The organism is Holdemanella porci, assembly GCF_019052655.1.
GTDB classification, from domain to species: Bacteria; Bacillota_I; Bacilli_A; order Erysipelotrichales; family Erysipelotrichaceae; genus Holdemanella; species Holdemanella hominis.
Window position 1 is genome coordinate 23,679 of record NZ_JAHQVB010000014.1, and the last position, 12,656, is coordinate 36,334.

The 12,656-nt window shown below is 35.4% G+C and carries 11 protein-coding genes and 1 riboswitch; all 11 genes read left to right on the plus strand.

Annotated features, from left to right (window positions below; all coding sequences use genetic code 11):
* The first annotated feature begins 82 nt into the window (after positions 1–82).
* Positions 83–1,498 carry a S41 family peptidase gene (locus tag KTQ83_RS04285; protein ID WP_217256091.1) on the plus strand — a complete coding sequence of 472 codons (1,416 nt, stop codon included), beginning with the start codon at positions 83–85 and terminating at the stop codon, positions 1,496–1,498.
* Positions 1,499–1,545: 47 nt separating this feature from the next.
* Positions 1,546–3,519, plus strand: a complete 1,974-nt coding sequence (uvrB, locus tag KTQ83_RS04290; RefSeq protein WP_117925561.1) for an excinuclease ABC subunit UvrB — start codon at positions 1,546–1,548, stop codon at positions 3,517–3,519.
* Between the two features lie 77 nt (positions 3,520–3,596).
* Positions 3,597–3,715: riboswitch (FMN riboswitch) on the plus strand.
* Between the two features lie 91 nt (positions 3,716–3,806).
* The gene (locus KTQ83_RS04295; RefSeq protein WP_244975768.1) at positions 3,807–4,424 is read left to right on the plus strand and encodes an ECF transporter S component; all 618 of its coding nucleotides are present in this window, start codon (positions 3,807–3,809) and stop codon (positions 4,422–4,424) included.
* Positions 4,425–4,426: 2 nt separating this feature from the next.
* Positions 4,427–5,188: a creatininase family protein gene (locus KTQ83_RS04300; protein WP_217256093.1), complete on the plus strand. Its 762-nt coding sequence runs from the start codon at positions 4,427–4,429 to the stop codon at positions 5,186–5,188.
* A gap of 56 nt (positions 5,189–5,244) precedes the next feature.
* Positions 5,245–5,907 carry a LytR/AlgR family response regulator transcription factor gene (locus KTQ83_RS04305; protein ID WP_117925564.1) on the plus strand — a complete coding sequence of 221 codons (663 nt, stop codon included), beginning with the start codon at positions 5,245–5,247 and terminating at the stop codon, positions 5,905–5,907.
* A 548-nt stretch (positions 5,908–6,455) separates the two neighbouring features.
* Complete coding sequence (locus tag KTQ83_RS04310; protein ID WP_217256094.1) at positions 6,456–8,030, plus strand: gamma-glutamyltransferase family protein; 1,575 nt, start codon at positions 6,456–6,458, stop codon at positions 8,028–8,030.
* Positions 8,031–8,077: 47 nt separating this feature from the next.
* The gene (locus KTQ83_RS04315) at positions 8,078–8,845 is read left to right on the plus strand and encodes an HAD-IIB family hydrolase (protein WP_199593202.1); all 768 of its coding nucleotides are present in this window, start codon (positions 8,078–8,080) and stop codon (positions 8,843–8,845) included.
* A 22-nt stretch (positions 8,846–8,867) separates the two neighbouring features.
* Positions 8,868–9,806, plus strand: a complete 939-nt coding sequence (cdaA, locus tag KTQ83_RS04320) for a diadenylate cyclase CdaA (RefSeq protein WP_117925567.1) — start codon at positions 8,868–8,870, stop codon at positions 9,804–9,806.
* Positions 9,790–10,584, plus strand: a complete 795-nt coding sequence (locus KTQ83_RS04325) for a CdaR family protein (protein ID WP_117925568.1) — start codon at positions 9,790–9,792, stop codon at positions 10,582–10,584. Before cdaA ends, KTQ83_RS04325 begins: the two co-directional genes overlap by 17 nt.
* Complete coding sequence (gene glmM / locus KTQ83_RS04330) at positions 10,584–11,918, plus strand: phosphoglucosamine mutase (RefSeq protein ID WP_217256095.1); 1,335 nt, start codon at positions 10,584–10,586, stop codon at positions 11,916–11,918. Before KTQ83_RS04325 ends, glmM begins: the two co-directional genes overlap by 1 nt.
* 15 nt (positions 11,919–11,933) lie before the next feature.
* Entirely contained in the window at positions 11,934–12,593 is a 660-nt protein-coding gene (locus KTQ83_RS04335; protein ID WP_117570991.1) for a response regulator transcription factor, read from the plus strand.
* The last annotated feature ends 63 nt before the right edge of the window (positions 12,594–12,656 follow it).

The following is a 12,656-nucleotide window of genomic DNA, read 5'->3' on the forward strand; positions in this document are numbered from 1 at the left end:
AAAGGATTGTTTCGTATACTTTCTATATGGAATTATTGGGGCGAATGATTCGTCCCATTTTGTTTTAGAATAGGATGAGCTTATGAGAAAAAAAAGTCAAACAATATTGATTACACTACTATGCATTGCATGTTTTGGCGCAGGCATAAGTGTACCAGCTATTTTAAATAAAAAAACGACAGGAAATAGTAAAGAACAAGAAAAATTTGATACCATTTATTCAATTTTGAATTCAGATTGGTATTATTCGAATAAAATCAAAAATTTGGATTCCAAACTTATGGAACAAGCTATTGATGGAATGACAACTCTAGATCAAGATGTTCATACAAACTATTTTGACTTAGAACAAGCCAGAGTCTTTTCAAGCAGTCTTGAAGGAAGTAATGTAGGATTAGGGATCTCTTTTTATTTAAATGAAAGTAAAAACTTCGTCGTATCCAACGTATACATCAATTCAACAGCGGATAAGAAAGGCTTAAAACCCCAAGATGAAATCATTTCATTAGATGATTTAAAATGTAGTGAAAATGATTCAGACACAATCATTAAATATATTAAGGCGCATGAAGGGCAGAATGTTAAAACAAAATATCTTCGTGATGGAAAAGAATATACGACAAATTTGATTCCAGGTACTTTTGATTCAACGGTCGTATGTAACGTATACGAAGGTTATGGAGAAATTATTCTAACGAGTTTCTCAGAAAATAGTGGCAAAGATTTCTCAAAGGCAATGTCTCGCCTACAAGAAGCGGGGATCAAAAAGTTGGTCTTAGATTTACGTAATAATGGTGGCGGCTATTTAAATGCGGCATTGGAAATTTCAAGTTCTTTGATTCCCAAAAAGTCAGTTGTCTTCAAGGAAAAAGATAAAGATGGCAAGTTTACTAAAGAAATGGCAAAAGATGAATTCAATCAAGTAAAAATGGGTAAAATTATTGTTCTACAAAATGAAAATACGGCAAGTGCAGCCGAAGTTTTGATTGGTGCTTTAAAAGATAATTTAGGGGATACAGTGATTACGGTAGGAACAACATCTTACGGTAAAGGTACCGAACAAGTTACAGTACCATTCTCAGATGGAACAAGTTTTAAGTATACAGTGGCACGTTGGTATACGCCAAAAGGTACAAGTATCAACAAGAAGGGTTTTAAACCAGATATTGAAGTAAAACTTGGAGAAGTGAAGACAACGTCCTATTATAAAGTCAAGAAAAAGGATGTCATCAAAAAAGACAGCGTGGATGATAATGCCCAAGCTTTACAAGTATATCTGAAGTATTTAGGATATGATGTGGATCGAACAGATACATATTTTTCAAATACCAGCTCTCAAGCTTTGGCAAGTTTTCAACAGGACAATCGTTTAGAAGTAACGGGAGATTGTGATAAAAAGACGTGGGATCTTTTGATGGAAAAAGTATTGTTGAAGATGAATGGAACACCAAGTGATGATACGCAAAGACAAAAAGCGATAGAAGAGGCACAAAAGTAGGTATAAACCTACTTTTTGTATATAATGGAGAAGAAGGATGTGAACGTATGAAAAATCAGTTTGAATTAGTATCTGAATATAAACCGAGTGGAGATCAGCCAGAAGCTATTAGGGAATTGGTTTCTGGTTTAAAAGAAGATAAAAAATTTCAAGTACTGTTGGGAGCTACAGGAACTGGAAAAACATTTACAATTTCGAATGTGATTGCCCAAGTGAATCGACCAACCTTGGTGTTTGCACATAATAAAACTTTGGCGGGACAGTTGTATTCCGAATTTAAAGAATTTTTTCCACATAATCGTGTGGAATATTTCGTCTCTTATTTTGATTATTACCAGCCAGAAGCCTATTTGCCAAAAACAGATACATATATTGATAAAAACACAAAGACCAATGAAGAATTGGATATGCTTAGAATGGCAGCTGTAAATAGTGTTTTAGAAAGAAGAGATACGATTATTGTAGCTAGTGTTGCCTCTATTTATGGTGCTAGTAATCCAGAACAATATCGTCATATGATCTTTACTTTAAGAAGCGGACAGATCATTGAAAGAAATGAATTGATGCTAGCGTTAGTACATCAACAATATAAGCGTAATGATACAGATCCATTAAGAGGGACTTTTAGAGTACGTGGGGATGTCATTGAAATCACACCAGGTCATACAGATCGTTATTTAATTCGTATTGAAATGTTTGATGATGAAGTGGAAAGAATTTGTGAAGTCGATCCAGTAACAGGACATGTCAATCAATCTTATCAGCTGTATATTATTTATCCGGCCAATGGCTATGCGACAAGTATGGATATCATCAATCATGCAGCAGACACAATTCAAGAAGAATTGGATGAAAGATTGGCTTATTTTGATGAGCAGGATAAACCATTAGAAAAAGAGCGTTTGGAACAAAGGTGTCGTTATGATATAGAAGCATTAAGGGAATTTGGCGTATGTCCAGGTATTGAAAACTATTCAAGGCATATTGATGGCAGAAAACCAGGCGAAAAACCGTATACACTATTTGATTATTTTCCAGATGATTTCTTGCTTGTGGTAGATGAAAGTCATGTTTCTTTACCACAAATTCGTGGCATGTATAATGGAGACCGCGCAAGAAAACAAATATTGGTGGATTATGGCTTTAGACTTCCAAGTGCTTTAGATAATCGACCTTTGCGTTTTAATGAATTTGAGGGGTTGATTAAAAATGCCATCTTTGTATCTGCAACACCTGGAGATTATGAACTGGATCAAACGCATGGGGAAATTGTTGAACAAATCATTCGTCCAACAGGTCTTTTAGACCCGGAAGTCGAAGTACGTCCTATTGAAGGTCAAATTGATGACTTAGTAGATGAAATCAAGGAGCGCCTTGAAAAACATGAAAGAACTCTGATTACGACGCTAACGGTTCGTATGGCTGAAGATTTAACTTCCTATTTAAAGAATATGGATTTAAAAGTAGCGTGGCTACACCATGAAGTTACAACGATTGAACGTACGGAGATCATTCATGATTTACGCCAAGGAAAATACGATGTACTTGTAGGTATCAACTTATTAAGGGAAGGTTTGGATATTCCGGAAGTCAGCTTGATTGCGATATTAGATGCGGATAAAGAAGGTTTCTTAAGATCAAGACGATCATTGATTCAGATTATTGGTCGTGCGGCACGTAATGCCAAAGGTAAAGTTATTATGTATGCCGACAAAATTACGGAAAGTATGCAAGAAGCCATAGATGAAACCGCAAGACGTAGATCGATTCAGATGGAATACAATGAAAAACATGGTATTGTTCCTAAGACAATCATTAAACCAATCCACGATGTAGTTCGTTCTAAGGAAACTAAGGAAATGGCGGCTAAGTATTTGAAGAAGAAAAAGTTGCCGGCAAAACAAAAGGAAAAGATGATCCAAGAATTAGAGCAGGAAATGAAAGAGGCAGCTCGTACTTTAGATTTCGAAAGAGCGGCGCAACTAAGAGATATCTTATTTGAGATGAAAGGTGAAAAATAGTCACATTGTGAAAAAATAAACAAATTAATTGCATAATGAAAATAAGTGTGTTATTTTATTTGCGAACATAGATTCAATGAGTTCTTCGGGGCAGGGTGCAATTCCCTACCGGCGGTAAAAGTCCGCGACCCACGCAAGTGGCTGACTTGGTGTAATTCCAAGACCGACAGTATAGTCTGGATGGTAGAAGACACAAAAGTATTTTTTGTATTTTTTAGACCCCGAGAAGATTTTTCTTGGGGTTTTCCTTTTGGAAGAGCTTATCCGAATCAAAAGGAGGTAAAAAGATGAAAAAATGGAATGTTCAAACAATTGTATTAACGGCGATGCTTGCAGGTCTTGCCGGGGCATTGATGTCACTGGAATTTTCTTTACCAATGATGCCACCATTCTACAAGATTGATTTTAGTGATGTACCAAGTATTATTGCCCTATTTAGTCTAGGACCTGTATCTGCCACTTTAGTTGAAGTTATTAAATTGATTGTAAAAGTAGTGACTGTAGGAACAAATACAGCTTATGTGGGTGAACTCGCAAATCTTTTAGGAATTGCTCTATTTATTTTACCAACATGGTTTGTGTACAAGAAGATGAATAAGACAAGAAAAGCTGTTATTGTCTCTTTAATTGTTGGAATTCTAATTCGTACTGTATTCGCATGTTTCTGTAATGCATGTATTACTTTGCCACTATATGCCAAAGCTATGGGAATGCCGTTAGATTCTGTTGTGCAAATGGTAGGTTCTGTAAATCCAAGTATTAAAGATTTAATTTCATTTATTGCATTTGCGACAATTCCATTTAACTTGATCAAAATCTCAGCTAACTATATCATTGGATATTTCTTGATGGAAAGATTGTCTGCCATTCGTCCAAGCTTTAAGTTTATTTATGAGGCAAAATAAGTATGATTTGTAAGTATCAAGAATTAACACGTTTAGAAATGGAACAAGTCGATCGAGAAAACACAATTGTTTTGATTCCATTAGGTGCATTAGAACAACATGGAAATCAAGCACCACTTGGTACGGATACACTCATTGCCACAGCCATGTGTGACTATATTGAAAAAGAGTTAAAGGATGAGGACATACATTTATTGTTGTTTCCAGTCATTCCAGTTGGATTGAGTACGGAACATAAAGAGTTTTGTGGCTCTATTACATTTAAACCTATGACTTACTATCATATGTTGTATGACTTATGTGAAAGTCTAGCTCATCATGGCTTTAAAAAATTGGCTTTTCTTGTATGTCATGGTGGAAATGCACCGGTCGCAAATTTGATTTCTAGAGAAGTAAGAAGCGATTTTAAAGTGTATCCATTTGTATTAAACTCAGGAGCCTTTGATCATCCAGCTGTAAAGGCAACAATTTCTAAAGGGAATACTTTTGATTTTCATGGTGGAGAAATGGAAACTTCCATGGTCATGGCAATTGATGAAAGTTTAGTTAAGTTAGAAACAAGTGAAAAGGGTATTCCTAAAAATACAGCTATGAAAGCACATTTGTCTTGGCTTGCATCGGATTGGGTAACTGAGCAGCAAAAACCAATTGGGATTGGTGGAGATCCAAAGGGTGCGACTAAAGAAAAGGGAGAAATCATTTTATCAATTAGCGCAAAAGAAATTGTTAAGGATTTGATTTTAATTCGTGACTTTAAAGAATAATATTTTGAAATGGTTTACATTTGATAAAAATGCGTTCACTCTTTATAATTATAAGTATGATAAAAGTAGCCATATTAGAATATGAAAAAGAAACTAAGGACATCGTTTTTCAATTATCTAAATTGTTTATGCATGAGGATTGGTGTTTTCGTCATTACTTAAAGGCGAGTGATCTGGCAAAACGGATGAAGAAAGAAGAGTATCAATTATTTGTGTTTGATGAAATGTTTAAGACGAATCGTATTGAAAGTGTATTTGTACATGATAATCCAAATGCGATTGTGATTTATGTGTGTGAAAATCCAATTAAGACGCGTGGCGATGATGAAAGAAGTCGTGTGTTCTATATTTCAAAAGAAAATATCGCAGATGACATTTCAGCTTATGATCAAATGATTCGTTCGCAATGTATTCAAAGTCATGTATATGAATTTAATTATGATGGAGTTCGTATGAATCTTTCGTATGAAGATATCTACTATTTGGAAAAGAATGAAAAGATGGTGTATTTTTATACAAAAAAAGGCGTTTTTCATAAGCGTGATAGTATGAATGCACTTGAAGAAGTGTTTAAAGAGTTCGGTTTTTTACGAGTACACGTATCCTATATTGTGAATTCTAAATATATTGTGGCTTGGTATAAAGATGAAGTTGAGCTTATAAACAAGGTTCTGATTCCTGTTTCGAGAGGAAAAAAACGAAAGATATCGATGAAATAACCGATTTTACCAGTAAAAAGGCGAGTTTTACCACTTGTCTTTTCTTTTTGATTTTGTTGGTTATAATGAAAGTGCAAAGAGAAGTAAGAGCAGAGAAAACTTCTCTTGAGACAAAAAGAGGGCGGTGAGAAGATGACAATAACATAGGGTTGAAACGGAAAGTTTTAACTATAAAAAGTTGAAGCTATGGAGAGAAGGCTCCAAAGGTTAAGCTAGAGGAATTCTAGAAAAAACATTCAGTGGAACTTAACAAGAAAAGGAAATAGGATTTAGATAAAGGGTTTTATTGAGTGAATAATCACAAAAAGGATAGAGTACTTGGAATGTTAAGGATATCATCCAATCTAGATCATGGAACTTAAAGATACTCATATATGGTCATACTTGAGAAAATGCTTAAGGAAAATGAATAGAATAAAATCATAATGCGGATGATAAAAAATTGGATAAGGTAGAAAAGTTATCCGGTTTAAAAAAAGTGAATAAATAAATCAGAGCAGATGGAATGTCTGCTCTAATTTTTGTATAATTGTCTCGGTGATGAAGATATGGAAATTAACTATTATGATAATCCATTCGCATCCAAAAGAACGAATGTGATTGCACGAAACGGAGTTGTCTGCACAGGAAATAATTTAGCTACACAAGCTGGTTTAAGAATGCTTATGCAGGGTGGAAATGCCGTAGATGCGGCCATTGCGACGGCAGCTTGTTTGACGGTTGTAGAACCATGTTCAAATGGACTTGGATCCGATGGATTTGCGATTGTGTGGATGAAAAATAAGATGTATGGCATGAACAGTTCAGGTCATTCTCCATATGCGATTTCGATAGATAAAGTGGATGAAATTCCAAAACGAGGATGGATTCCAGTTACGGTGCCTGGTGCAGTAAAGGGTTGGAAAGCTTTAAGTGAAAGATTTGGTTCTTTGCCGTTTAAAAAGTTATTAGAACCTGCCATTGATTATGCAAGAAATGGATATCCAGTCAGTGCAGAGATTGCTCGTATGTGGAAAAAAGCATTAAATACGATTCCAAATAGTGAGGAGTTTAAGAGCTGGTATGATACTTTTACTTTTGATGGAAAAACACCTGAACCAGGACAGATGATTTGCATGCCAAAACTTGCGGATGCACTAGAAAAGATTGCTGATACAAATACAGATTCTTTGTATTATGGAGAATTGGCAGATCGAATTGATGAAGAATCTAAAAGATTTGGTGGATTCTTACGAAAACAAGATTTAGAAGATCACAAGGTTGAATGGGTCAATCCAATTCATGTAGCTTATCATGGCTATCAAGTGTGGGAATTACCTCCTAATGGACAGGGCATTGTGGCTTTAATGGCTTTGAATGTTTTAAATAATTTTCAATTTAAAGAAAGAGATGCGGATTGTATTCATACGCAGATGGAAGCTTTAAAAATGGCTTTTGCGGATGCCAAAGAATATGTTACAGATCCTAAATGTATGAATATGCCAGTGGATGATTTGATAAGTGTTGATTATGGTAAACAAAGAGCAAGTCAAATTGGTCATTTGGCTTTGCCACCAAGGGTAGATAAGCCGCATGGCTCCGGTACAGTCTATTTGTGCACAGCAGATAAAGATGGCAATATGGTTTCATATATTCAATCAAACTATATGGGATTTGGTAGTGGCATTGTCGTAGATGGAGTTTCCTTACAAAATCGTGGATATGATTTTAGTTTAGATCCATCTCATGTAAATTACTTGATGCCTCATAAAAAGACGTATCATACAATTATTCCTGGTTTTTTGACAAAAGATGATAAACCTGTTGGGCCTTTTGGTGTAATGGGCGGTTATATGCAGCCACAGGGACATATGCAAGTTGTCACAAACATGATTGATTTTCATTTAAATCCACAGATGGCTTTAGATGCCAAACGATTTCAGTGGATAGAGAATATGAAATTTATTGTTGAGCCAGGCTTTGATGAGAATATAATTACTGAATTAAAGAAACGTGGTCATGAAATTGAAATAGAGTCCGAATTAGCAATGTTTGGACGTGGACAAGTCATTATTCGATTAGAAAATGGTGTCTATGTTGCAGGATGTGAATCAAGGACGGATAGTAATATTGCCTGTTATTAAATGTATGTGATAAAATTAGGGTAAATAGAAAAGTTGAGGAATTATACATGAAGCTTTTAGCTACAGATTATGATGGTACATTACGTTATGCACAGGATGTAATGCCAGAAGATTTAAAATCGATTGAAGAATGGAAAAATAAGGGGAACAAATTCGTGATTGTGACGGGTCGTTCTAAAGAATCGATTGATGCGCAAATCAAATTATTTAATTTACCATGTGATTATTTGATCACAAATAATGGTGGTATGGTTTTTGGCGAAAATGGAGATGTCTTGTTGTCGAATTATTTGAATTTTGATGTTTGCGTAGACATTTTACATAATGTTAAAAAATTAGACACTGTGATTAGTTATGTTGTAAATGATGGAATTCACCGTCATCGTATTGTATTGCAGCCAGATGCAGTGGATCATCGTTATCCAAATTTAAAACCAGATGTTACGGAAGCCGAGTTGTTGGATATGACACATTTTGCGCAGATCGTATTATCAATGGAAGATACAGATTCAGCTTTAGAAGTGGCAAGTAAAATCAATGATTTGTATTATGAACAAGTTGTTGCTTATCCAAATAATTTCGTTGTTGATATTGTTCCAAAGGGGGTTTCTAAAGCGACAGGTATAGATTTCTTGATTGAATATGCGAATATCAAAGAAGAAGATGTATATACAATTGGTGATGGACATAATGATATTCCGTTGATTGAATTTGGTGTGCATGGTTCAGTTATGTCGTGTGCAGATGAAGATGTAAAAGCACATGCTCAAGTTGAGTATGATTCAGTAAGTGATTTAATTTCAAAAAATTTATAAATAAAATAAGGGGGTATTTTAGATGAGTTTCAGCTTATCTGATATTACATTCCTAATTCGATTATTATTGGATATTTTAGTAGTATGGGGATTGATATATTCTGGACTAAGAATTGTGCGTAATAATTCACGTACGATCCAACTTGTGAAGGGTGTATTGATTATCGTTTTAATCAAGGCTTTAGCCGTATGGCTAGGCTTAAATGCTTTAAATTATTTGATTGAAATGTTCTTGAATTGGGGAGTTGTCGTTATTTTGGTTGTTTTCCAACCTGAAATTCGTGGTATGTTGGAGAAAGTTGGTAAAACAACAGCCATCTTAACAACGGATGTCTCCGTTTCACAAATTCAACAAATGATCAATGAATTGGTAGAGGCATGCGCAGAAATGTCAAAATCAAAGACAGGAGCCTTGATTTCTATTGAAAGAACACAGAGCTTGTCCGATTTTATTCGTACAGGAATTGTGATGGATTCAGAAGTTTCAACTGAATTATTAGGAACAATATTTCAGTATGGAACACCAATGCATGATGGTGCCGTTATTATTCAGGGGAATAAAATAGCGTGTGCAGCAGCTTATTTTCCTCCAACCACAAAGGATCTTCCTAGTAAGTATGGAGCAAGACATAGAGCGGCTGTCGGCATTAGTGAAATTACAGACTCAATCACAATTATTGTGAGTGAAGAAACAGGAAATATTTCAGTTGCGGTCAACGGCCAGTTAACGCAATATCCACCAGAAGGTTTACAGCGTTATCTAACAAATATGTTAGTGACAGAATCAAGTCAAAATCCGTCTTCAATTCTTGTTCCTATGTTGTCTCAGGCCAAGTCCATGGGCAAACGTGCTAAAAAGCAGACTGAGGACGCAAATAAGGATGAGCGTGTGAAGGCAATTGAAATTGTGAATTTATATGAACAGAAAAAGGAGGGCAGTCAACATGGAATCTCCAAATAAGAAGAGCCCTTCTGTATGGTTTAATGAGTTGCGTGGTTTACTGACTTTGATATTTCAAAAAGTTAGTAAACTCGTAGACCGTGTATTATTTGATAAAAAAGGATCTGTAATTATTTCTTTGGTTTTATCCATCATGATTTGTGTTGTGATCAACTATGAAGATATTAGTTTAAAATTGTTTAACGATACCAGAACAACTGTGGATCTAAGAAATGTAGCTGTTGAAGTACTAGCAGATACAGATAAATATGATGTGGCTGGTGTGCCAAGTACAGTAGATGTTTCATTAACTGGAGATGCGACAAGTATTCAGGTATTCCGTTCAAAGGGTAGTGTGCAAGTCGTAGCTGACTTGAAAAAATATTCGGAAGGTGAAAATATCATCAATTTAAAGGTAAAGAATTTGCCAGAAAAAATTGAAGCTGTTGTAGATCCTGCTACAATTGATGTTACACTTTCTAAAAAAGTTACAAAATCATTCACAATCCAACCAGAATTGTTGGTGGGATCAAATCAAAAGGTAACTGATTTTGAAACACCTACATTAGATGTGATGACAGTTAAGATTACGGCAAGCCAGAATCAATTGAATTCAATTCGAATTGTGAAGGCGTTGATTGACTGTACAGGTCAAATTCAAGATTTTGAGGCTAATGCAGCGTTGGCGGCTTATGATGCGAAGGGTAATCGAGTAAATGTTACACTATCACCAGAGACAGTACATGCAAGTGTGAAATTAGCTAAAAATACATCATCAGACAAGGAGGATTCAGAGTAATGGGTAAGTATTTTGGAACAGATGGAGTTCGTGGAAGAGCGAATGAAGGTTTAACTTTGGATATGTCCATTAAAATTGGACAATATTTAGGCTGGTATTATGGAAAAGAAAAACATGCGAAAATCTTGATTGGTAAAGATACAAGACTTAGTGGAGACATGTTTGAATTAGGTCTTGCGGCGGGTGCTACAAGCATGGGGGCTCAAGTCTATTTATTAGGTGTATGTCCAACTCCGGCTATATCTTATTTGGTTCGTAAAGAACGCTTTGATTGTGGAATCATGGTAAGTGCAAGTCACAATCCGTATTATGATAATGGAATCAAGTGTTTTAACCACAATGGAGAGAAGATGGAAGAAGAACTTCTTATTGAAGTTGAAAAATTTATGGATGGATTAACCGATTTAGATCTAGTGACTGGAGATCACATTGGAGAATATTTCGAATGGGAAGATGGACTAGAAATCTATATGAGCTGGTTAAAAGAATGTGTTCCTGTAGATTTATCTGGTATGAAGATTCTTTGTGACTTGGCAAATGGGTCTGCGACAAGTACGGCGGTAGAAACATTGGATTCTTTAGGTGCTACAGTAGATGCCATCAGCAATTCACCAAATGGAATCAACATCAACAATAAGTGTGGATCTACACATCCTGAAGGACTACAAAGAATGATGCGTGAAGGGGACTATGATATTGGTTTGGCATTTGATGGCGATGCCGATCGTTTGATCATGGTGGATTCAGATGGAAAGCTTTGCGATGGAGACTACATCTTATATATTTGTTCTCGCTACATGAAATCAATCAATCATTTAAACAAGAATATGGTTGTCACAACGGTTATGGCAAACCTAGGTTTATATAAGGCTTTAGATGCCAATAAGATTGATTATATTCAAACGGCAGTAGGAGATAAGTATGTATTTGAAGAAATGCAGAAGAATGACTACTGGGTTGGTGGAGAACAAAGTGGACACATCATTTTCTTAGAACATGAAGTAACGGGTGATGGTTTAATGACGGCATTAAAGATTCTAGAAATCATGAAAGCTACAGGAAAATCATTAAAGGAATTAAGTGAAGGATTGTTTATTTATCCACAGTTATTAAAGAATGTGACTGTTAAAGATAAGAATGCATGTCTAGAAAGTAAAGAACTACAAGAAGTTGTAGATGCAGTTGCGAATGATTTAGGAAATGAAGGACGTATCTTAGTTCGTCCAAGTGGGACAGAACCATTGATTCGTGTCATGGTGGAAGCGAAGACAGATGAGTTATGTGCTCAATATGTTAAGCGTGTTACAGATTTCTTAGAAGAAAATAATTTTTAGAAAGAGGGTGGCCCAATGAAAAGAGTCATTAGTATTGTTGAAGACGAGAAGGATATCAATAATCTAGTTGCCCAATACTTACGAAAAGAAGGATATGAGGTTCATTCTTACTATACATACGAAGAGGCAAGTGCACATGTTGCGGATGATGATGTGCATTTGTGGATCTTAGATATTATGTTGGATGACAAATCTGGTTTTGACTTGATTGAAGAAATTCGTCTTCAAGGACCAGAAACGCCAGTTATCTTTATGTCTGCGCGTGATAAAGAATTTGACCGTATTATTGGATTAGAGAAAGGCTGCGATGACTATATCACAAAACCATTTTCACCTAAAGAATTAGTATTAAGAGTCAACAATATTATTAAGCGTGCTTATCGTGATGATAATAATCGCATTAGCATTGATGGATATGAATTGGATGAAGAACAACGAAAAATCTATGCGGACAATGTAGAAATTGAATTAACGACAAAGGAATTTGACTTGTTGATGATGTTTATCAAAAACAAAGGAATTGCCTTCTCACGTGATAAAATTCTTGAAAATGTTTGGGATGAAAACTACTTTGGTAGTGATCGTGTCGTAGATGATACTTTGCGTCGTTTGCGTAAAAAACTTCCAAATTTAAACATTCATACAATCTATGGATATGGATATCGTTTAGGGTGATACAAATGGGGTAACCAAAATCATTTAGGGTTTTAGCGCAATCATTTGGGGTCTAGTTCGGGG

What these genes read in the sequence shown, in the direction of transcription:
- KTQ83_RS04285 (WP_217256091.1), top strand. Translation starts at nt 83, where the DNA reads ATGAGAAAAAAAAGTCAAACAATATTGATTACACTACTATGCATTGCA.
- uvrB (WP_117925561.1), top strand. Translation starts at nt 1,546, where the DNA reads ATGAAAAATCAGTTTGAATTAGTATCTGAATATAAACCGAGTGGAGAT.
- KTQ83_RS04295 (WP_244975768.1), top strand. Translation starts at nt 3,807, where the DNA reads ATGAAAAAATGGAATGTTCAAACAATTGTATTAACGGCGATGCTTGCA.
- KTQ83_RS04300 (WP_217256093.1), top strand. Translation starts at nt 4,427, where the DNA reads ATGATTTGTAAGTATCAAGAATTAACACGTTTAGAAATGGAACAAGTC.
- KTQ83_RS04305 (WP_117925564.1), top strand. Translation starts at nt 5,245, where the DNA reads ATGATAAAAGTAGCCATATTAGAATATGAAAAAGAAACTAAGGACATC.
- KTQ83_RS04310 (WP_217256094.1), top strand. Translation starts at nt 6,456, where the DNA reads ATGGAAATTAACTATTATGATAATCCATTCGCATCCAAAAGAACGAAT.
- KTQ83_RS04315 (WP_199593202.1), top strand. Translation starts at nt 8,078, where the DNA reads ATGAAGCTTTTAGCTACAGATTATGATGGTACATTACGTTATGCACAG.
- cdaA (WP_117925567.1), top strand. Translation starts at nt 8,868, where the DNA reads ATGAGTTTCAGCTTATCTGATATTACATTCCTAATTCGATTATTATTG.
- KTQ83_RS04325 (WP_117925568.1), top strand. Translation starts at nt 9,790, where the DNA reads ATGGAATCTCCAAATAAGAAGAGCCCTTCTGTATGGTTTAATGAGTTG.
- glmM (WP_217256095.1), top strand. Translation starts at nt 10,584, where the DNA reads ATGGGTAAGTATTTTGGAACAGATGGAGTTCGTGGAAGAGCGAATGAA.
- KTQ83_RS04335 (WP_117570991.1), top strand. Translation starts at nt 11,934, where the DNA reads ATGAAAAGAGTCATTAGTATTGTTGAAGACGAGAAGGATATCAATAAT.